The following is a 19,097-nucleotide window of genomic DNA, read 5'->3' as shown; positions in this document are numbered from 1 at the left end:
TTCAGGCTGCCTTGGCGTCGCTGCGCCCCAATTCGTGCAGCGATTGTGCCAGTTTCGCGATTTCGCGGCGTAGTGGATTCTTGGGCGCCGAGGTTGCCAGCGGTAGACCGTGATCGGCGCCCTGAGTGACCTGTTTGCCACCATCGGGCAGTTGCAGGTCGATCGAGATACCAAGAGATTCCCCCATCCGTTTGACCCGGCTCTTGCCGCTGAGATCGGTGAATTTCGGCGCCTTATTCAGGGCAAAGCGCAATTTGTTGAAGGGCAGGTCCTCGGATTGCAGCGCGCGCTTCATCCGCAGAGCGTTCTGGGCCGAGCGCATGTCCAGCTCGATCATCGCGAAATAGACATGTGCGGCCTGCAGGATCGTCTCGGACCATTGCACCAGTGTCTTGGGCATGTCGACGATGACATAGTCGAAATGCGCACGGGCCATCTCGATCACCCGCTGGATGTCCTCGGGTGTCAGAATGTCAAGCGGCACCATGTCCGAGGGCGCGGTGAGCACCTGCAACTTGTCCTCGAAGCTGAGCAGGGCCTGACCGAATACCTCTTCGTCCATGCTTTCGGTTTCCGAAAGCATCTCGAACACCGCCTCGCGGCGGGGCAGATCCAAGTAGGTTGAGACCGAACCGTATTGCAGGTCGAGGTCCAGCAGGCAGACGCTGGGAGCATCCTCGCCGCCGATGCTGGCCAGTTCCCAAGCGAGGTTGACTGCCATGGTGGTAGACCCAGTACCCCCTGCCAGGCCGTGCACAACGATCAATGCCCCCTCGCGGGCAGCGCCCTTGTTCAGGCTCGCGGTGTTGTGATGGGTCTGGGCCTGCTCTGGCTCGGGCTTGTTCAGCCGGTCGATGGCTGATTGCAACTCGCGCTCGGGCAGAGGGTAGGGCACAAACTCGTCGGCCCCCTTTCGCAGCAGTTGATGCAGCGAAGCGGGGGTGACGTCCTCGGCGATCAGAATGATCTTGATGCCACGCGTCTTGGCCTGTGTGATGATTTCGCCCATCAGGACAAGGTTGTCCTCGTCATCCGAGTCAATCGCGAGGGCGATGAATTCGAGAGAGTCGGATTCCGGCTGGCTGAAGAAGGCCAGCGCCTCGGCAAAACCCAGGTCACCCCAGCTTTCGCCCATCGCGGCTTCCATGTCCTCAATCAGAAGGTCGAAGTTCTGCACGTCCCGGCTGACGGTACAGGCCAGGATCGGCGTCGTTTCGGGTTGTGGCATTGCGCTGCTCATTGCCTCTTTCCTCTTTACGGGGGCGAGGCAACGAGACGGTGTCCGGTCTGCCTTCGCCCGCGTGCGACCGGGAATCTGGTCGCACGTCACCTATTGGAAGCAATGTCGCGGGTAAGTTGGGCGAGATTTGGGCCGAAAAGAACCAATTGTAGGGAATCGGGCGACGATGCCGCCCGATTCCACTTATTGTTCGAAGGCGCTGGAAGAGGTTTCGATCTCGACCGTAGTCTTGGGCTCGGCACTCTTGATGTATTCGCGATAGACCACCTGGGCATATTTGCCGTCCAGCAGGTTCTGGTGGCCATCGACAAAGCCTGACACCTGGGTGACGGTGCGCCGGTTGCGGCGCTCGCGCTCGCTGGTGGGGACTAGAGGCTGGGTTTCACCGTAGGAGACAACCGCCTCGAGCCGCGAACGGCTGATGCCGCGGCTGGCAAAGAAGGACACGACCGCGCGCGCGCGACGCATGCCCAAGCTCTTGTTATAGCCCGAGGAACCGACCGCGTCGGTATGGCCATAAACCCGGAAGCGCACCTCGGGGAATTGCCGGATCCAATCGGCCTGCAATGTCAGCACCTGCTGAGCGGTTGCGTCCAGCTCAGCGCTGTCAAAGGCAAAATTGATCTGGGTCGGAACCTCGCGGGCAAACCGGTCCGCCAGGACCTGCGCATAGCTGCGCTCGCCGTTCATCATCTGGGTATTGTTCAGAGTCGCATTGCCGAACGTCCCAGAGTCGACCTGATAGCCGGCTTCAAGGCCGCAGGAGGCGAGTGTTCCGGTCAGCCCCAGGCATATCATCCAGTTCCGCATCGGTCCCATCCCCTGATCACTCCAAGACATAGCCATAAGAGCCGCTGAAATCCTGTCGCGCGACCTCGGAGGCAGCGCCGCTACGGGCACGCTCGGTCCGGGATGTCTTGCCGCGCAAGAACAGGTCGCTCTCGGTGGGCGGTTTGACCCGATCGGTCGGCAGCGCCAATGCCTCGCCACGAGTAGGCGAAACCAGATGGGCGGTGATGATGATCACCAGTTCCGTCTGCGAGCGCTGGTAGTTCGCACTGCGGAACAGGGCGCCAAGCACCGGTACGTCGCCGATCCAGGGTAATTGCGAGTTATTGTCAAGGAACTCGTCTTCGATCAAACCAGCAATGGCAAAGCTTTCGCCGTCCTTTAGTTCGACAGTTGTCGAGGTCTCGCGTCGCTGGAAGGCGGCAATCTCGAAGCCGTTAACCGTGATCGAGTTATTGGGGTCGAGCGACGAAACTGCTGCCAGAAGCTCCAGATTGATCAGATCGCCATCGACCACGCGGGGGATGAATGCCATCTCGACGCCGAATGGCTTGTATTCGACGGTAAAGAGCCCATCGCGCTGGGCCACCGGGATCGGATATTCGCCACCGGCAAGGAACTTGGCCTCTTGCCCGGAGAGTGCCGAAAGATTGGGCTCGGCCAGGGTGCGGACGACACCCTTGCGCTCCAGCGCCTCGAGAAGCAGTCGAACCTGTGTCGACCCCGCGCTGAAACCAAAGAGAATTGCGCCAGCATTATCGTTCAGAACCGGTATGTTGCCAGTGATGGCATTGGTCAAAGCGGGCTGGTTATTAAGTGTGTTCAGGCCGCCGATAGCGTTGCCACCGCTGACACCAAGCGAGGCGCTCAGAGATTTCGAGACCGAGCGTTGCATCTCTGCAAAGCGTACTTTCAGCATGACCTGCTGCACACCGGCGACACTCATCAGGTTCGACACTCGCTCGGGCGCGTAGCGTTCGGCTAGGTCCAGTGCTCTTTGCAGGCGTGCCGTGCTCGACGCGGTGCCCGATAGCACGATGCCGTCATTGGCGGTGCGAACCTCGATCTTTTCGTTGGGCAGGATCTGTTTCAGGCGTTCCTTGAACTCTGCTACATCGAACGAGACGCGCACATTCACGTTAGTGATCAGGCGCCCACCCGCATCAAACAGGCTGAGCGTGGTCAGGCCCGGCGATTTACCTAGGACATAAATGGTACGGTCGGAAAGTGATGAGATATCGGCGATGCCGGCATTGGCAATCGAAAGCTCGGCAAAGGGCGTTTCGCTTTCGACGACGATGGCCCGGTTCATCGGAACATCAAGGGTTTCTGCGGTCCCTTGTTTGACCACGCGCAGGTCCTGAGCCTGCGACAGGCCGGCAACTGGGCTGCACGCAATTGCGAGCCCCGTCAGGGCCGCTTTGATCAAACCTTCAATTTTCATGTGACCTGCCTTTCCGATCACGCCTCTGAGCCGGGTCTTTTTGCCCGATATTTTTATCAGTCTGCGCGACTTGGCTCTTTTTTGCAAGAATCATTGCTTTTCGGCCCCTCGTTAATGTGTGTATTGCGCAACAAGGCAAAAGGACCGCGCCCATTGGCGCGGTCCCGATTCTTGATCTGTTGAATCCGAAGCATCAATTCGTGCAGGGGATCGGGATGTCGACAACCTCGGCACCGCGGCGGGTACGGATAGTGCAAACCTTTTCCTCGGCCTTTTCCGGCACCGCCTCGAGGGCGCCGAGACCCAGCAGCATACGCTGGTCCACTTCGACCGCAGCCGCGATGGTGTCGTCGTCGGCGCCGACCAGGGCCAGGGTCAAGCGCCCTGTGGTCTGGGCCTGGGCCAGCGATGCCACCTGTTGGGGCAGGGCAGCGACAGTAACCGTGCGGGCGATATTGGCGCCGGTCACGTCACCGCCCGCGATCTGGTCGATCGCGACGATCTGGATATTGGTCTGGATCAGGCGGGTGATCTCGCCCTGCTTCCCTTCGAGCGGGCCGGTTGCGCCGGACAGGCCACCGGTCCAATAAACATCGACGCGGTCGCCCGGGCGCAGAAAGCCAGAGACGCCGCTGGTTACGTCGACCTTGATGGCAAAGGCCCGCATGCCACGCGCCAGTTGCGAAGTCAGCCCCGCATCCTCACCCGGCTTGGTGACCTTGACGGCCATGATGGCCTCATCTTTTTCCATCGCGCGCAGGACATAGCGGTTGTCCTCCTGACGCTCGGGGAACAGCATTGCGGCATCCATGAAGGTGCCTTCGGGAATGGCGTTTTCGGGCCAATTCACGGCACGCACGTCTTCTTTGGTCAGGCGTTCGCCGTAACGGAGCGGGCGCGAGGCTACATATACGGTCTTGGTGGGTACGACCTGTGCCCGCGCCTGCCGCTCGCGCGCCAATTCGTTTTGATATGCGGAGATATAGTTGCGGGCCATCATCACCGCCCCCCCGGCAAGTGCGATCCCCACGATCAGGACCAGTCCGAATACTGCTCGCATCTTGTCACCTCTCTTCCGTTTCGGTCGCCCGGCCGCGGCCTTTCTGGCCGGGCACAGGCTGTTCGAAACATATTCTGCGCTTCAAATGTGTCATTCTCTGGGTCAAAGAACGCCCCTACGGCGCCTCTAACAGACAAACTGAAACTTGTTTTACTTCGAATTTATTTCGAACCAGGCGGCGCAACCAGGTCAGAGCCCGGTATCCACGTTGACCGTGCCAATGGTGGTCGAAACTGCCGAAGATACATCGCCTGTCGGGCCATTAATCGCCGAATAAGCGATACCGGCCAGAGAGACCACAGCAGCAGTCAGAACCACCCAGTCGACCGTGACGGCGCCGTCTTCCTCTTTTGCAAAGAGCATCCAGCTATACAGCATGGCAGTGCCTCCGTCGCATTGATTTCAGATAGAAAGGGCCACGCCTTAGGTAAAGACGCGGCCCCGATCTGCTGTAATCAGCCAGGCTATTACAGGCCGGTATCCGGCGTCACGCTGCCCAGCTCGGTATTGATGGCGGTCGACAGAGTGCCGGTACCGGTCGAGATGCCGTTGTAAGCAACAGCGGCCAGAGCCACGACAGCTGCGGTCAGCACGACCCAGTCAACGGTCACTGCGCCATCTTCGTCTTTGCGGAAGTTTTTGAAGAATTTGATCATGGTTAGTCCCTCCTAAGGATCACAAGAGTTTGTCTCAACCTCGCCGTCCGTCTGAACCTGCTCTCTCTCGTTGGCTCATGTCCGTCGCGGTATGGGAGTATATTTGCCTGTGGGCCGTGGCAGGATTTGGGCCAAAACTCGGATTTCTTTGCCTGATTTTAATTTTTTTCCCGAAAACAAGCTAAGCATATGTTTTGGTTGGATAAAAAACTTAGGATTTTCTATTGCCCCGTCTGTTGGCGATGCAAAACCGCATCAAATATGGCAAAATCGCCCCAATCCGGCGGGTTTTCTGGTGTTGGTGACGGGTTTTGAGCAATAAACTCGGAAAAAAAACATATCTAGAGGCGAGCAGATGGTCCTCAGATACATAACCATGATTGCAAGCGCGGCTGTTTTTGCGGCTGCGGTCGAGTCGCGCGCGGAAAACCCCGCGCCTCTACCCGAAGTCAAGTTCAAGCGGGTGCGCGCACCCGCGCCGGGGACGCGTCCACGGGTCGATGTGCAGATCTCGGCCGAGGAGCACGCCCGTGCACCTGTTGCCGGGCGGCAGAAACCGGTCGAGGCGGAGGAGGTTGTCACCGCCGCAGCCACGCCCGTGCCCGATGCGGCGGCGCCCACCGGGCGCTATGCCTGGTTCTGGGACAAGATCTCTCCCGCGCTTGGCCCCGACCGGCCCCGCCAGTTGGAGGACATGCTGAGCGCGCTGTCCGCCGGCGGCGTGGATGCGCCGCGTCTTCAGGCCTTGCAGGACATCGCCAGGGCGCAAGGCATCACGATCCTGCGCTCGACCGTCGGAACCGAGGTATCGCCGGCGCTGGTGCTGGCGGTGATCGCGGTGGAATCGGCGGGGCGGGCCGATGCTGTCAGCGGTGCGGGCGCGCAGGGTCTCATGCAGCTGATGCCGGATACCGCGGCCCGGTTCGGGGTCATTGACAGCCTTTCGCCGGATGAGAATATCGCGGGCGGCGTGCGCTATCTGAACTGGCTGATGGAGGAGTTCGGGCGCGACCCGGTCCTGGTACTCGCCGGATACAACGCGGGCGAGGGCGCGGTGCGCAAACATGAAGGTGTGCCGCCCTATGCCGAGACCCGCGATTACGTGCCCAAGGTACTGGCCGCCTATCAGGTTGCGCGCGGGCTCTGCGCCACGCCGCCCGAACTGATCACCGACGGTTGCGTGTTCACCGCCATGCAATAGAAAAACCCGCCCCGGTTGTGGGGCGGGTTGGTGATCCCAAGAAGAGACCCGGTCAGTCGACCAGCGTCGCCTCGGTCGCGGCGCGCATTTCGGCCTCGGTCACGCCATCGGCCAGTTCGACAATCCGCAGCCCGCCCTCGACCACGTCCAGCACGCCCAGGTTGGTGATGATGCGGTCGACCACGCCCTTGCCGGTCAGCGGCAGGGTGCATTCCTTGAGCACTTTCGATTCGCCGTGCTTGTTGGTGTGATCCATCACAACCACCACGCGACCGACGCCCGCCACCAGGTCCATGGCGCCGCCCATGCCCTTGACCAGCTTGCCGGGGATCATCCAGTTGGCCAGATCGCCCTTTTCGTCCACTTCCATCGCGCCCAGGATCGCGGCGGCGATCTTGCCGCCCCGGATCATCGCAAACGAGGTGGCACTGTCGAAATAGGCGGTGCGGGCCAGTTCGGTGATGGTCTGCTTGCCGGCATTGATCAGGTCCGGGTCTTCGTCGCCCTCATAGGGAAAGGGACCCATGCCCAGCATGCCGTTTTCCGATTGCAGGGTGATGTCCTTGTCGCCCACATAGTTGGCCACCAGCGTCGGGATCCCGATGCCGAGGTTCACATACATGCCGTCTTCAAGCTCTTCTGCCGCGCGCGCGGCCATCTGATTGCGGTCCCAGGGCATGGCTCAAGCCTCCTCACGTTTGCGGGTGGTGCGCTGTTCGATGCGCTTTTCATGCTCGCCCTGAATGATGCGATGCACATAGATGCCGGGCAGGTGGATGCAATCGGGGTCCAGCTCGCCGCGCGGAACGATTTCTTCGACCTCGGCGATGCAGATCTTGCCGCAGGTGGCCGCGGGCACGTTGAAATTGCGCGCGGTCTTGCGGAACACCAGGTTGCCGGTGTCATCGGCCTTCCAGGCCTTGATGATCGACAGGTCGGCAAAGATACCCTCTTCGAGGATATAGGTCTCGCCGTTGAACTCCTTGTGCTCCTTGCCATCGGCGATGACGGTGCCGACGCCGGTCTTGGTATAGAAGCCGGGGATGCCCGCGCCACCGGCGCGCATGCGCTCGGCGAGCGTACCCTGGGGATTGAATTCCAGCTCCAGCTCGCCGCTCAGGTATTGCCGCATGAATTCGGCGTTTTCGCCCACATACGAGCTGATCATCTTCTTGACCTGCTTGGTCTGCAGCAGGATGCCGATGCCGAAATCGTCGACACCCGCGTTGTTCGAGGCAAAGGTCAGATCCTTGGCACCCGAGTCCTTGATTGCCTGCAACAGCAGTTCGGGAATGCCGCACAGGCCGAAGCCGCCCGCCGCGATCAGCATGCCGTCCCGCAGCAGACCGTCGAGCGCCTCGGTGGCGTTGGCATAGACTTTTTTCATGGAAACTCCCCCAATGACTTGGTGATTGCGCCGGTTTTGCCGCCGCGTCAGCGCGGAGTCAATGACGGGTTCCGGGGGATGGTATTTCTACGGAATGGCGCGGGCCGGGGCGGCGGAACCGCCCCGGCCGGGTCACTGGGGCAGGGCCTCAGCGCTGTATTGCGCGGCAAATTCGGCGCTGGGCGGGATCGGGGTGATGACGTCGATCAGCACGCCATTTGGGTCGGCGGTGATGAAATGGCGCTGGCCGAACGCCTCGTCCTTGAGCGGTTTCAACATCGGCAGGCCAGCCGCTGTCAGCCGGTCATATTCCGCCGCCGCGTCTGCCACCTCGAAGTTCAGGATCACGCCGCGCACCGGGCCACGGGCCTGGGCCGGGATGGTTTCGTGCTGCCCGTCCAGGATCGCCAGATTGACCGAGGGGTCGGCGCTGGATTGCAGGTGAGCGTACCAATCGGCCTCGAACGCGGTGTGGAACCCGAAATGGCTGCGATAGAAATCGGCGGTGCCCCGCACGTCGCCGGTCTGGATGACGGGGTAATACTGGGTCGTTTTCATATTGCCTTTCTCCTCAACATGCATACAGTTTGTATGTGAGTTGGAACTAAACATACAGGCTGTATGTATGCAAGATAAAAATGCACCCGTCCCCAATGCCGACCGCCGCGCCGCGATGCGGGCACGCCTGATTGCCGCTGCGCGGGCGCTGTTCGTGGACAAGGGATATGCCGAGACCTCGACACCCGAGATCGTGCGCGCCGCCGAGGTGACGCGCGGCGCGCTCTATCACCACTTCGCCGACAAGGCCGATCTGTTTCGCGCCGTGGTCGAGGCCGAGGCCGAGGCGCTGGTGCACCGGATCGACGCCGAGGCGGTCAGCGCCGGGGCAGAGGGCATGGAAGCGGGCAGCGCCGCCTTTTTCCGCGCCATGGCCGAGCCGGGTCGCGCCCGGCTGCTGCTGATCGACGGGCCGGCGGTGTTGGGGCCGGAGGAGATGAGCCAGATCGACGCCGGCGGCGGGCGCGCCTCGCTGCGCGCCGGACTCGAACTGGTGGTCAGCGGTATCGGCGAGGACGAGATGCAGGCATTGACCGAGGTGCTGTCCGCCGCCTTCGACCGCGCCGCGCTTGCGATTGCGCAAGGGGCCGACCCCGCGCCCTTTGAACGGGCGATGACACGGCTGGTAGTGGGGTTGCGCGGGCGCTGACGCCCGCGTCCGTGTCGTGGTCAGCTCTCGGTTTTCTTGGTGGTCTTCTTGCGCGGGGCGGCCTTTTTCTTGGTGCCCTTCTTGGCTGATTTCTCGGCAATCAGCGCGACCGCCATCTCCATCGTCACATCTGCCGCCTCGACATCCTTGGGCAGGGTCGCGTTGACCTTGTCCCATTTGACATAGGCGCCATAGCGGCCGTCCAGCACGTTGACCGCGCCGCCGTGTTCGGGATGTTCGCCCAACTCCTTGAGCGGTTTGGCCGCCGCCCGGCCCCGACCGCGCGGGTTGGCGCGTTTCTCGGCCAGCAGTTCGACCGCGCGGTTCATGCCGATCTCGAACACGTCGTTCGGGTCCTTGAGATTGGCATAGACCGGTTTGGCCTCATCCGGCAGCTGATGCATCAGATAGGGGCCGAACCGCCCGAAATTCGAGCTGATCATGCCACCTTCGGGGTGTTGCCCGATCTGGCGCGGCAGGCTGAGCAGCACCAGCGCTTTTTCCAGGTCCAGGTCTTCGGCCGACCAGCCGCGCGGCAGGCTGGCGCGCGGGGGTTTCTTGTTTTCTTCGCTGATCTCGCCGCGCTGGACATAGGGGCCGAACCGGCCCGCCTTGAGCCAGATCTCGTCGCCGCCATCCTCGCCCAGCAGCCGCTCGGCGCTGTCATCCGCGTCGCCGCTGATCGGGCGGGTATAGCGGCATTCGGGATAATTGCCGCAGCCAACGAACCCGCCGGTGCGCGAGGTTTTCAGATGCAGCTGGCCGGTGCCGCATTTGGGGCAGATCCGCGGGTCGGATCCATCCTCGCGCGGCGGATAGAGCTGAGGCGCCAGCGCCTCGTCCAGCTTGTCGAGCACTTCGGAGATGCGCAGCTCGGATGTTTCACTGATAGCTGCCGAGAAATCGCGCCAGAACCGGCCCAGCAGGTCCTTGTAATCGCGCGAACCCGCGCTGACGTCATCCAGCTGCTCTTCCAGATTGGCGGTGAACTCGTATCCCACATACTGGCGAAAGAAGTTCAGCAGGAAGATGGTGACGATCCGCCCCTTCTCCTCGGGGATCAGGCGGTTCTTGTCCTTGCGGACATATTCGCGGTCCTGAATCGTGGTGATGACCGAGGCATAGGTCGAGGGGCGGCCGATGCCCAGCTCTTCCATCCGCTTGACCAGCGTCGCCTCGGTATAGCGCGGCGGCGGCTGGGTGTGATGCTGCAGCGCCAGCACGGCCTCGTTCTCGGACAGAATCGCTTCCTTGGCGATCTTGGCACCCTCGGTCAGCGGGGTATCCCCCGTTGCCTTGGCGAACTGATCGGCCAGCGAGGTCTTGGCAAAGACCGCCTTTTCCCCCATCGAGATCTGCGGCAGGCGCTTGTCCTCGTCATTCTCGACATCGTCGCGCCCCTCTTCGTAGACGCGCAGGAACCCGTCGAACAAAACCACCTGGCCGGTGGCGCGCAGGCCGACCTGACCATCGGCGCTGCCGATCTCGACCGTGGTCCGCTCCAGCCGGGCGGCGGCCATCTGACAGGCGATGGTGCGTTTCCAGATCAGGTCATAGAGACGGCGCTGATCCTCGTCTTTCAGTTTCAGCGCGGCGGCATCCTTGCGCATGTCGGTGGGGCGGATGCATTCATGCGCTTCTTGTGCGTTCTTGGCCTTGTTCTTGTACATGCGCGGGCTGTCGGGCACGTATTCGGCCCCGAACCGCTCGGCAATGGCGTCGCGGGTGGCCATCACCGCCTCGGGCGCCATGTCGATGCCGTCGGTCCGCATATAGGTGATGTGCCCGGCCTCGTAGAGGCGCTGCGCCGCGCTCATGCAGTGGCGCGCGCCCATGCCGAACTTGCGGCTGGCCTCTTGTTGCAGGGTCGATGTCATGAAGGGGGCAGAGGGGTTGCGTGCCGCCGGTTTCGCCTCGACCGACTGGATGCTCAGCGCGCGGCTGGTGATCGCCTGCACCGCCAGTTCGGCCTGGGTGGCGTTGGACAGGTCCATCTTGTCGAGCTTGTTGCCCGCCAGCGTGACCAGCCGCGCCTCATAGGCCTGACCGCGCGGGGTTTCCAGCAGCGCCTTGACCGACCAGTATTCCACCGGCTTGAAAGCCTCGATCTCCATCTCGCGCTCGACGATCAGGCGCAGGCAGACCGATTGCACCCGGCCCGCGCTGCGCGCGCCGGGAAGCTTGCGCCACAGCACCGGGGACAGGTTGAAGCCCACCAGATAATCCAGCGCGCGACGGGCCAGATAGGCCTCGACCAGCGGCATGTCGACCTGGCGCGGGTTCTGCATCGCCTTGGTCACCGCGTCCTTGGTGATGGCGTTGAAGGTGACGCGGCTGACGGCGGTGCCCTTCTTGATCGAACGGCGCTTGGTCAGAGCCTCCTGCAGGTGCCAGCTGATCGCCTCGCCCTCGCGATCGGGGTCGGTGGCGAGGATCAGTTCGTTGTCCTCGGCCAGCGCGTCGGCGATCGCCTTGACATGCTTGCGGCTGTCGGCGGCAACCTCCCAGGTCATGTCGAAATCATGCTCGGGATCGACCGATCCGTCCTTGGCAGGCAGGTCGCGCACATGCCCATAAGATGCCAGAACCGTGTAGTCCGAGCCGAGATATTTGTTGATCGTTTTTGCCTTGGCAGGGGATTCTACAACAACAACAGGCATTTAAGTGGCAACCTCATTCATCGGACACGGCGCGTTCTATGGCGGGGCAACATGTGGGGTGCAAGCCCCGATTGTCAATCGGTGCTGTTTGGGCGCAGATATTCCGAGTGTCAGAGGCACATGTGGCCGGTCCGTTGCGGCCTTGGGCACATGTCGCGCAGGGGTCAGCTGACGCGCGACAGAAGCCCGCCAGCCTGACGGTTGATCCGGCCCTCAAGCTCCAGATCGACCAGCACCGGGGCGACCTCGCCCGGGCTGGCAGCCAGATCGCGGATCAGTTGATCCTCGGCCACCGGCGAGGGGCCGAGACGGTCGAGGATCTGGCTGTGCAGCGCCGCGGTCTCGCGCAGGCTGCGTTTGGGGGGCGGTGCCGGCTGTTGCATCAGGTCGCACAGATCGGGTTGCGGTTGCGGCGCTGTCAGGGCGGGCAGGGCAGCGATCACATCCTCGGCATTGCGCACCAGATGGGCGCCGTCGCGGATCAGCATGTTGCAACCGGCGGCGCGGGCGTCGAACGGGTGACCGGGCACTGCCAGCACCTCTCGCCCCTGATCCAGGGCGTCGCGCGCGGTGATCAGGCTGCCCGATTTGGCGGCGGCCTCGACCACCACCACCGCCTGGGCCAGACCCGAGATGATGCGGTTGCGGCGCGGGAAATGGCGGGCCTGCGGGGTCAGGCGCATCGGTTGTTCCGACAGGCGCAATCCCTGACGCGCGATATCACCCGCCAGATGGGTGTTCTCGGCGGGATAGATCGTGTCGACGCCACCGGCCATCACCGCGATGGTGCCGGTGGGCAGCGCGGCCAGATGCGCGGCGGTGTCGATACCGCGCGCCAGCCCCGAGACCACCACGAATCCAGCAGCACCCAGATCCTGCGCCAAAGCCCGCGCCATGCGGGTGCCCAGCGACGAGGCATTGCGGGCGCCCACCAGCGCGATCATCGGGCGGCGCAACAGGGCCGGGTCACCGAGCAGCCACAAGAGCGGCGGCGCATCCGAGATCCCGGCCAGATGAGCGGGGTAATCGGCATCGCCCAGGCACAAAAGCCGCGCTTGCGCGGCTTTTGCGGCCTTGAGCTCTGCTTCGACAACACCGGGCGGGCATATTTCATAGCCCTCGACCCCGGCGGCACGTGCCACTTCAGGCAACGCGGCCAGCGCGTTCTGCGCCGTGCCATGCTCGTGCATCAGTCGGCGAAACGTTGTCGGGCCAACTCTGCGCGAGCGCAAAAGGCGGAGCCAGGAAAACCGGTCCTCTTCCGTGGTGGGTGGGAGTGGGGGGTGATAGGAAGAAAACTGTTCCTCGGTCATCCGTTGCTCCGCCTGTTTGCAGAAACAGGTTTACGGTCCGGCCCGTTAACAGGTGGTGAATCAAGCTAAATTTTTCGCAGTTTTTTGCGGTCGGGACAGAAATCTACGCTCAACCATCTGAAATAAAAGAACTTTGATGAATGTTCCTTGGGCGAACCCGTGGGTTGCTCAGACGCAGGGAGGCGAATCGGCGGCAAAGCTGTTTACCTTGCCGCCGTCCGGTTTCACGCCGCCGAGCCGCCCACCGTCAGCCCGTCCATCAGCACCGTGGGCTGGCCCACGCCCACCGGTACCCATTGGCCGTCCTTGCCGCAGGTGCCCATGCCGGGGTCGAGTGCCATGTCATTGCCAAGCCCCCGGATGCGTTTCAGCGCAGATGGGCCGTCGCCGATCAGCGTGGCCCCCTTGACCGGGGCACCGATACGACCATTGCGCACCCGGTACGCCTCGGTGCAGGAGAACACGAACTTGCCATTGGTGATGTCGACCTGACCGCCGCCGAAGCCCACCGCCCAGATGCCGTCCTTGATCTCGGCCACCAGATCGGCCGGGTCTGCATCGCCACCCAGCATCACCGTATTGGTCATCCGTGGCATCGGCTTGTGGGCATAGCTTTGCCGCCGCCCGTTGCCGGTCGGCTCCACCCCCATCAGGCGGGCGTTCTGGCGGTCTTGCATGTACCCGGTCAGAATGCCGTCCTCGATCAGCACGGTCCGGCGCGAGGGCGTACCCTCGTCATCGACGGTGATCGAGCCGCGCCGGTCGGGCAGGGTGCCGTCATCGACCACGGTGACCCCGCGCGCGGCCACCTGCTGACCCATCAGCCCGGCAAAGGCCGAACTGCCCTTGCGGTTGAAATCGCCCTCCAGCCCATGCCCGATCGCTTCGTGCAGCAGGATACCGGGCCAGCCGGGGCCAAGCGCCACCTCCATCACCCCGGCAGGCGCCGGTTCGGCATCCAGATTGACCAAAGCGATCCTCAGCGCCTCACGCGCCTGCGCCTGCCAGGCCTCGGGCGCGATCAGCCCGTCCAGCCCGACCCGGCCACCGCCACCGGCGCTGCCACTTTCGCGCCGCCCGTCCCGCTCGACGATGACCGAGACATTCACGCGTGTCATCGGCCGCACATCGCGCAGATGCACCCCGTCGGGCCGCAGTATCTCGACCTCTTGCAGCGAGGCCATGATCGAGGCCGAGACCTGCACCACACGTGGATCCAGATCGCGGGCATAGGCGTCGATCTCGCGCAGGGTCTCGACCTTGACCGGAAAGGCGGCCGACGCGATGGGATCGTCCTCGGTATAGAGCTTGCGATTGGTGCGGGCCGGGGCACCCGCCAGGGTGCCGCCGCCATCGCCCACCGCCAGCCGCGCGGTTTCCGCCGCTCGTCTCAACGAGGGAATCGAGACATCGGTGGAATGCGCATATCCCGCCACCTCGCCCTTGACCGCCCGCAACCCGAACCCCTCGGACGCGTCGTAGGAGGCCGAGCGCAAGCGCCCGTCGTCAAAGCTGAGCGCCTCGGATTTGCGGCGCTCGACGAACAGTTCGCCATCCTCCGCCCCATCGGTGGCCGCCCGGAGAACGGCCAGTGCCTCGTCCTGCGGAAGGGCTGTTTCAAAAGGGCGAAAAGGGTCATGCGCCATGATTTGCGGCCTCGTTGTTTGATCCAGATCAAAAATAGCGTCTGTTTGACGCAAGCATTTTGCTTTATCTGCCTCCGGGAATATGATTTTTAACGCGACCAAAGACAACGGGCGGGGTGTGTTTGATTCACGAACCCCCCGGTCAGGGACGCAAAGATCAAACGATCAGGACAGAACATGAAGAACGCTTTGACGCTTTCGGCGCTTCTCGCCACCCTTTCGAGCCTGCCCGCCGCGGCGCAGGAGCTGGAGATCATCGGCAAACCGGTCGACGGCGGGATGGGCTTTCAGCCCGCCGCAACCGAGCTGGCGCGCGAGTTGCAATCGCTGGACGGCATGATTCTGGTGATCATCACCGCCATCTGCCTGTTGGTGGCGGCATTGCTGGTCTGGTGCATCGTGCGGTTCAACAGCCGCGCCAACCCGACCCCGGCGAAGTTTTCGCATTACACCCCTGTGGAAATCCTCTGGACCGTCGGGCCGATCCTGATTCTGGTTTTCATTGGCGCCTTCTCGCTGCCGGTGCTGTTCAATCAGCAGGAAATTCCCGAGGGTGAGATCAACATCAAGGTCACCGGCTACCAGTGGTACTGGGGCTATGACTACACCGACGAAGGCTTCGGCTTCGAAAGCTTCATGCTGGGCCGCGACGATCTGGAAGATCATGGCTACAGCCAGGACGAGTACCTGCTGGCGACCGATACCGCCGTTGTCGTGCCCGTGGGCAAGGTCGTCGTGATGAGCGTGACCGGCGCAGACGTGATCCATTCCTGGACCATCCCCGCATTCGGCGTGAAGCAGGACGCAGTGCCGGGCCGTCTGGCGCAGCTGTGGTTCAAGGCTGAAAAGGAAGGCATCTATTTCGGCCAGTGCTCCGAGCTTTGTGGCAAGGACCACGCCTATATGCCGATCACCGTCAAGGTGGTCAGCGAGGCGGAATACGCCAAGTGGCTGGCAAGCGCCAAGGAAGAATATGCCGGTCTGCCGACCAGCTATCAGGTCGCCTCGAACTGAACCTTTCGGGCGGGGCCTGACCCCGCCTGCCAAGACTGACCCGGGCTGCGCGCATGTCGCGCGGCTTTTGCCCCAAGGGACCACCGCATGAGCGACGCAAGCTTCAACGCCAGCACTGCCCGGGCCGCACATCGCCCGGACGAGGCCGGTTTTGGCGACTATTTCGCCCTGCTGAAACCGCGGGTCATGTCGCTTGTTGTTTTTACCGCGCTGGTCGGCCTCTTGGCCGCGCCGGTTCCGGTGCATCCCTTCATCGGGTTTTGCGCCATCCTGTTCATCGCCATCGGTGGTGGCGCCTCGGGTGCGCTGAACATGTGGTGGGATGCCGATATCGACCAGGTGATGAAGCGCACCAAAAAGCGTCCGATCCCCGCCGGCAAGGTCGAAGCGGGCGAGGCGCTGGCCGTGGGTCTGGGCCTGTCGGGCCTGTCGGTGATGATGCTGGCGCTGGCCACCAATGTGTTTGCCGGTGCCTTTCTTGCCTTCACCATCTTCTTTTATGTCGTCGTCTATACCATGTGGCTGAAGCGGACGACGCCGCAGAACATCGTGATCGGTGGTGCGGCGGGGGCCTTTCCGCCGGTGATCGGCTGGATCGCGGCCACCGGCGACATGTCGGTCGAGCCCTGGCTGATGTTCGCACTGACCTTCATGTGGACGCCGCCGCATTTCTGGGCGCTGGCCTTGTTCATGCGGTCCGACTATGACGACGCCGGGGTGCCGATGCTGACCGTGACCCATGGTCGCCGCGCGACGCGTGTTCACATCCTCGTGTATACGGTCCTGCTGGCACTTCTGGCGTTGGGCACCGCGTTCTCCGATATCGGCGGACCGATCTATCTGGCCGTCGCTCTGGTGCTGAACGCGCTGTTCCTGCTGGGGGCCATCCGTATCTGGCGCCGGGACGAGGCCGATAGCGAGGCCGACAACTTCAAGACCGAGCGGAACTTCTTCAAACTGTCGTTGCTCTACCTCTTCCTGCATTTCGGCGCCATTCTGGCCGAAGCGCTGCTGCGCCCCTATGGGCTGGGAGGCTGGGGATGAGCCTGCGTCAGACACATGAGCTGCATCAGCGCCGCTTTGGTCGCAACCTCGGCGTTGCGCTGACGCTTGCGGCGTTCATCGTCATCATTTTCGGCCTGACCGTGGTCAAGGTGACCCGTGGTGATTTCGAGCCGCCGCAGGCCAGTACCGGAGGGCAGGGCTGATGGCTTTGAAGGGACCTCAGAAAACCGTTGTGCAACTGGTCAGCGTGGTCGTGGTCATGGGCGGGCTCGCCTGGGCCTCGGTGCCGTTCTATGACTGGTTCTGCCGGGTCACCGGGTTTGGCGGCGCCACCGGCGTGGCCGAGGCCGGGTCGGACACCATCCTCGACAAGACAATCAAGGTGCGCTTCGACGCCTCGAAAGAGCGCGGCATGCCGTGGGAGTTCCGCCCCGTTCAAACCGAGATGGAGCTGCGCATCGGCGAGACCGGGCTGGCCTTTTACGAGGCCTACAACCCGACAGACCGGCCGGTGGCGGGGCAGGCGTCCTACAACGTCGCGCCCTATTCGGCGGGTGGCTATTTCGACAAGATCGCCTGTTTCTGCTTTGAAGAGCAGGTGCTGCAACCCGGCGAACGGGTGCAGATGCCGGTCAGCTTCTTTGTCGACCCCGAGATCGTCAACGACCGGGACGCGAAATATGTGCATACGATCACGCTGTCGTATACATTCTACGAAATCGATCTGCCCGAGGGCTATGCCGCTCTTGATGCAGCTACAACAACGAACACGAACTAACGCCGCAAGGTGAGGGACACTGATGGCACACGCTAAGAACCACGATTATCACATTCTGCCCCCGTCGATCTGGCCGCTGGTTGGCGCGATCGGCGGCTTTGTCATGCTCTTCGGCGCCGTTCTCTGGATGCACGGAATCACTTCCTACATGTTCTGGGCCGGCTTCATCGCCGTGCTCTATGTCATGTTCGCCTGGTGGTCCGAGGTCGTGGCCGAAAGCCGTGTTGGCGACCATACGCCCGTCGTCCGCATCGGCCTGCGCTATGGCATGATCCTGTTCATCACCTCGGAGGTGATGTTCTTCTTTGCCTGGTTCTGGTCCTTCTTCAAACACCGCATGTATCCGATGCAGGACTATGTCGGCACCGAGTATGTGGCGCCGAACATCCACGCGGTCGACCCGTTCCACCTGCCGCTGATCAACACGCTGATCCTGCTGCTCTCGGGCTGTGCCGTGACCTGGGCGCACCATGCGCTGGTGCACAACAACGACCGCAAGGCGCTGATTCAGGGCCTGTCGATCGGCATCGTGCTGGGCATGATCTTTACCTTCCTGCAAGGCTATGAATATGCCGAGCTGCTGCTGCACGAAGACTGGACGTTTGGTGGCGACCAGTTCTACTCGAACTTCTTCATGGCAACCGGTTTCCACGGCATGCACGTGATCATCGGCACCATCTTCCTGGCGGTGTGTCTGCTGCGCGCGCTCAAGGGCGATTTCACCCCTGAGAAGCATATCGGTTTCGAGGCCGCCGCCTGGTACTGGCACTTCGTCGATGTGGTCTGGCTGTTCCTCTTCTTCGCCGTCTACATCTGGGGTCAGTGGCCGCTGCTCTGATCGCATGGGCCCTGCGCCGGAAAGACAGACAAGGCCGCCCCTCGGGGCGGCTTTTTCATTGGTGTTCCGGCGGCGCGATCCCTGAATTGCACCCGATACAATTGACCGGTTGCAAATGCGGCCCGTCTCGCCATACCAAGGCACCGGCCCGCGCCGGGCCGTTTCACCTGTTCCGGAGCCGTCATGCGCCGCGTTCTCTTTCTGCTACTCGTAGGTCTCGCGGGCCTCGCCGTGCTGATCGCGCTGGGCAGTTGGCAGTTGCGGCGGCTGGACTGGAAACAGACGATGCTGGCAGATATCGACAGCCGCATCGCCGGCGCGCCGCAGGCGCTGCCCGCCGAACCCGATCCCGAACGCGACCGCTATCTGCCGGTTGCGGTCAGTGGCGCGATGGCCGGCGAGGAGTTGCACGTGCTGGTCTCGGTCAAGATGGTCGGGCCGGGCTACCGCGTCATCGCCCCCTTCGTGACAGACGAGGGCAGACGCATCCTGGTCGACCGCGGATTCATCCCGACGACCGCCAAGCAGGACCGCCGCGAAACCGGCCCGATGCGGGTCGAGGGCAACCTGCACTGGCCCGACGAGATCGACGGCTATACCCCCGCGCCCGATCGGAACGGCAATATCTGGTTCGCTCGCGACGTACCCGCGATGGCAGCGGAGTTGGGCACCGAACCGGTGCTGCTGATCGCCCGCGCGCCGACCGGCCCCGGTATCACGCCCTTGCCGGTCGACAGCGCCGGCATCCCCAACGATCACCTGCAATATGCAATCACCTGGTTTGGCCTGGCCCTGGTCTGGGCCGCGATGACCTCCCTGTTTTTGTGGCGCGGCCGCGCCCGCAAGAAAGGCTGACAGC

General features: G+C 62.8%; 21 protein-coding genes. 9 read left to right on the top strand and 12 right to left on the bottom strand.

What is annotated here, in order from left to right; translation table 11 throughout:
• Position 1: 1 nt before the first annotated feature.
• The 6 genes from MB818_RS11410 to MB818_RS11385 all read right to left on the bottom strand — a co-directional run bounded on the left by MB818_RS11410 (position 2) and on the right by MB818_RS11385 (position 5,189).
• Positions 2-1,240, bottom strand: a complete 1,239-nt coding sequence (locus tag MB818_RS11410) for a CpaE/TadZ family protein (RefSeq protein ID WP_238905141.1) — start codon at positions 1,238-1,240, stop codon at positions 2-4.
• A 183-nt stretch (positions 1,241-1,423) separates the two neighbouring features.
• A complete protein-coding gene (locus tag MB818_RS11405) occupies positions 1,424-2,050 on the bottom strand; it encodes an OmpA family protein (RefSeq protein WP_234139610.1) in 627 nt (208 codons plus the stop codon).
• Between the two features lie 16 nt (positions 2,051-2,066).
• The gene (locus MB818_RS11400) at positions 2,067-3,473 is read right to left on the bottom strand and encodes a type II and III secretion system protein family protein (RefSeq protein WP_234139744.1); all 1,407 of its coding nucleotides are present in this window, start codon (positions 3,471-3,473) and stop codon (positions 2,067-2,069) included.
• 193 nt (positions 3,474-3,666) lie between these two features.
• The gene (cpaB, locus tag MB818_RS11395) at positions 3,667-4,533 is read right to left on the bottom strand and encodes a Flp pilus assembly protein CpaB (protein ID WP_234139611.1); all 867 of its coding nucleotides are present in this window, start codon (positions 4,531-4,533) and stop codon (positions 3,667-3,669) included.
• Positions 4,534-4,722: 189 nt separating this feature from the next.
• Positions 4,723-4,911 (bottom strand): hypothetical protein, encoded by a 189-nt coding sequence (locus tag MB818_RS11390; protein ID WP_234139612.1) that lies wholly within the window; start codon positions 4,909-4,911, stop codon positions 4,723-4,725.
• Positions 4,912-5,000: 89 nt separating this feature from the next.
• Positions 5,001-5,189, bottom strand: coding sequence for a hypothetical protein (locus MB818_RS11385; protein ID WP_234139613.1), 189 nt, complete (start codon positions 5,187-5,189; stop codon positions 5,001-5,003).
• 70 nt (positions 5,190-5,259) lie between these two features.
• On the opposite strand from MB818_RS11385, the gene MB818_RS11380 reads away from it, so the two are divergent.
• Positions 5,260-5,511, top strand: a complete 252-nt coding sequence (locus tag MB818_RS11380; RefSeq protein WP_234139614.1) for a hypothetical protein — start codon at positions 5,260-5,262, stop codon at positions 5,509-5,511.
• 33 nt (positions 5,512-5,544) lie between these two features.
• Complete coding sequence (locus tag MB818_RS11375; RefSeq protein ID WP_234177806.1) at positions 5,545-6,390, top strand: lytic transglycosylase domain-containing protein; 846 nt, start codon at positions 5,545-5,547, stop codon at positions 6,388-6,390.
• Positions 6,391-6,442: 52 nt separating this feature from the next.
• On the opposite strand, the gene MB818_RS11370 is transcribed toward MB818_RS11375, so the two are convergent.
• The 3 genes from MB818_RS11370 to MB818_RS11360 all read right to left on the bottom strand — a co-directional run bounded on the left by MB818_RS11370 (position 6,443) and on the right by MB818_RS11360 (position 8,335).
• Positions 6,443-7,069 (bottom strand): 3-oxoacid CoA-transferase subunit B, encoded by a 627-nt coding sequence (locus MB818_RS11370; RefSeq protein WP_234139616.1) that lies wholly within the window; start codon positions 7,067-7,069, stop codon positions 6,443-6,445.
• A gap of 3 nt (positions 7,070-7,072) precedes the next feature.
• Entirely contained in the window at positions 7,073-7,777 is a 705-nt protein-coding gene (locus tag MB818_RS11365) for a CoA transferase subunit A (protein ID WP_234139617.1), read from the bottom strand.
• Positions 7,778-7,909: 132 nt separating this feature from the next.
• The gene (locus tag MB818_RS11360) at positions 7,910-8,335 is read right to left on the bottom strand and encodes a VOC family protein (RefSeq protein ID WP_234139618.1); all 426 of its coding nucleotides are present in this window, start codon (positions 8,333-8,335) and stop codon (positions 7,910-7,912) included.
• A 67-nt stretch (positions 8,336-8,402) separates the two neighbouring features.
• Between MB818_RS11360 and MB818_RS11355 the strand changes: the two genes are divergently transcribed.
• Entirely contained in the window at positions 8,403-8,984 is a 582-nt protein-coding gene (locus tag MB818_RS11355) for a TetR/AcrR family transcriptional regulator (RefSeq protein ID WP_238905139.1), read from the top strand.
• Between the two features lie 20 nt (positions 8,985-9,004).
• Here MB818_RS11355 and topA read toward each other — a convergent pair whose 3' ends face one another.
• The 3 genes from topA to tldD all read right to left on the bottom strand — a co-directional run bounded on the left by topA (position 9,005) and on the right by tldD (position 14,603).
• Positions 9,005-11,644: a type I DNA topoisomerase gene (gene topA, locus MB818_RS11350; RefSeq protein WP_234139620.1), complete on the bottom strand. Its 2,640-nt coding sequence runs from the start codon at positions 11,642-11,644 to the stop codon at positions 9,005-9,007.
• Positions 11,645-11,808: 164 nt separating this feature from the next.
• The gene (gene dprA, locus MB818_RS11345; RefSeq protein ID WP_234163400.1) at positions 11,809-12,957 is read right to left on the bottom strand and encodes a DNA-processing protein DprA; all 1,149 of its coding nucleotides are present in this window, start codon (positions 12,955-12,957) and stop codon (positions 11,809-11,811) included.
• A gap of 224 nt (positions 12,958-13,181) precedes the next feature.
• Positions 13,182-14,603: a metalloprotease TldD gene (gene tldD, locus MB818_RS11340; protein WP_234184237.1), complete on the bottom strand. Its 1,422-nt coding sequence runs from the start codon at positions 14,601-14,603 to the stop codon at positions 13,182-13,184.
• Between the two features lie 177 nt (positions 14,604-14,780).
• Between tldD and coxB the strand changes: the two genes are divergently transcribed.
• From coxB to MB818_RS11310, 6 genes are all read left to right on the top strand, one after another.
• Positions 14,781-15,617, top strand: coding sequence for a cytochrome c oxidase subunit II (gene coxB, locus MB818_RS11335; protein WP_234139623.1), 837 nt, complete (start codon positions 14,781-14,783; stop codon positions 15,615-15,617).
• Between the two features lie 87 nt (positions 15,618-15,704).
• Positions 15,705-16,661, top strand: coding sequence for a heme o synthase (gene cyoE / locus MB818_RS11330; RefSeq protein ID WP_234177802.1), 957 nt, complete (start codon positions 15,705-15,707; stop codon positions 16,659-16,661).
• Positions 16,658-16,825, top strand: coding sequence for a cytochrome c oxidase system small membrane protein (locus tag MB818_RS11325; RefSeq protein ID WP_234139625.1), 168 nt, complete (start codon positions 16,658-16,660; stop codon positions 16,823-16,825). Before cyoE ends, MB818_RS11325 begins: the two co-directional genes overlap by 4 nt.
• A complete protein-coding gene (locus MB818_RS11320; protein WP_234139626.1) occupies positions 16,825-17,400 on the top strand; it encodes a cytochrome c oxidase assembly protein in 576 nt (191 codons plus the stop codon). The genes MB818_RS11325 and MB818_RS11320 overlap by 1 nt, the downstream gene beginning before the upstream one ends.
• 22 nt (positions 17,401-17,422) lie before the next feature.
• Positions 17,423-18,238: a cytochrome c oxidase subunit 3 gene (locus tag MB818_RS11315; RefSeq protein ID WP_234139627.1), complete on the top strand. Its 816-nt coding sequence runs from the start codon at positions 17,423-17,425 to the stop codon at positions 18,236-18,238.
• A gap of 183 nt (positions 18,239-18,421) precedes the next feature.
• Positions 18,422-19,093: an SURF1 family protein gene (locus MB818_RS11310; protein ID WP_238905137.1), complete on the top strand. Its 672-nt coding sequence runs from the start codon at positions 18,422-18,424 to the stop codon at positions 19,091-19,093.
• Positions 19,094-19,097 lie beyond the last annotated feature (4 nt).

This window comes from Ruegeria alba (genome assembly GCF_022321465.1).
GTDB lineage: Bacteria > Pseudomonadota > Alphaproteobacteria > Rhodobacterales > Rhodobacteraceae > Ruegeria_B > Ruegeria_B alba.
The sequence above is the reverse complement of the archived record's forward strand: the minus strand, read 5'-3'. Positions and strand labels throughout refer to the sequence as shown.

Excerpts from the sequence above, each read along its gene's own strand:
- MB818_RS11410 (WP_238905141.1), bottom strand. The coding sequence starts at position 1,240 with ATGAGCAGCGCAATGCCACAACCCGAAACGACGCCGATCCTGGCCTGT.
- MB818_RS11405 (WP_234139610.1), bottom strand. The coding sequence starts at position 2,050 with ATGCGGAACTGGATGATATGCCTGGGGCTGACCGGAACACTCGCCTCC.
- MB818_RS11400 (WP_234139744.1), bottom strand. The coding sequence starts at position 3,473 with ATGAAAATTGAAGGTTTGATCAAAGCGGCCCTGACGGGGCTCGCAATT.
- cpaB (WP_234139611.1), bottom strand. The coding sequence starts at position 4,533 with ATGCGAGCAGTATTCGGACTGGTCCTGATCGTGGGGATCGCACTTGCC.
- MB818_RS11390 (WP_234139612.1), bottom strand. The coding sequence starts at position 4,911 with ATGCTGTATAGCTGGATGCTCTTTGCAAAAGAGGAAGACGGCGCCGTC.
- MB818_RS11385 (WP_234139613.1), bottom strand. The coding sequence starts at position 5,189 with ATGATCAAATTCTTCAAAAACTTCCGCAAAGACGAAGATGGCGCAGTG.
- MB818_RS11375 (WP_234177806.1), top strand. The coding sequence starts at position 5,545 with ATGGTCCTCAGATACATAACCATGATTGCAAGCGCGGCTGTTTTTGCG.
- MB818_RS11370 (WP_234139616.1), bottom strand. The coding sequence starts at position 7,069 with ATGCCCTGGGACCGCAATCAGATGGCCGCGCGCGCGGCAGAAGAGCTT.
- MB818_RS11365 (WP_234139617.1), bottom strand. The coding sequence starts at position 7,777 with ATGAAAAAAGTCTATGCCAACGCCACCGAGGCGCTCGACGGTCTGCTG.
- MB818_RS11360 (WP_234139618.1), bottom strand. The coding sequence starts at position 8,335 with ATGAAAACGACCCAGTATTACCCCGTCATCCAGACCGGCGACGTGCGG.
- MB818_RS11355 (WP_238905139.1), top strand. The coding sequence starts at position 8,403 with ATGCAAGATAAAAATGCACCCGTCCCCAATGCCGACCGCCGCGCCGCG.
- topA (WP_234139620.1), bottom strand. The coding sequence starts at position 11,644 with ATGCCTGTTGTTGTTGTAGAATCCCCTGCCAAGGCAAAAACGATCAAC.
- dprA (WP_234163400.1), bottom strand. The coding sequence starts at position 12,957 with ATGACCGAGGAACAGTTTTCTTCCTATCACCCCCCACTCCCACCCACC.
- tldD (WP_234184237.1), bottom strand. The coding sequence starts at position 14,603 with ATGGCGCATGACCCTTTTCGCCCTTTTGAAACAGCCCTTCCGCAGGAC.
- coxB (WP_234139623.1), top strand. The coding sequence starts at position 14,781 with ATGAAGAACGCTTTGACGCTTTCGGCGCTTCTCGCCACCCTTTCGAGC.
- cyoE (WP_234177802.1), top strand. The coding sequence starts at position 15,705 with ATGAGCGACGCAAGCTTCAACGCCAGCACTGCCCGGGCCGCACATCGC.
- MB818_RS11325 (WP_234139625.1), top strand. The coding sequence starts at position 16,658 with ATGAGCCTGCGTCAGACACATGAGCTGCATCAGCGCCGCTTTGGTCGC.
- MB818_RS11320 (WP_234139626.1), top strand. The coding sequence starts at position 16,825 with ATGGCTTTGAAGGGACCTCAGAAAACCGTTGTGCAACTGGTCAGCGTG.
- MB818_RS11315 (WP_234139627.1), top strand. The coding sequence starts at position 17,423 with ATGGCACACGCTAAGAACCACGATTATCACATTCTGCCCCCGTCGATC.
- MB818_RS11310 (WP_238905137.1), top strand. The coding sequence starts at position 18,422 with ATGCGCCGCGTTCTCTTTCTGCTACTCGTAGGTCTCGCGGGCCTCGCC.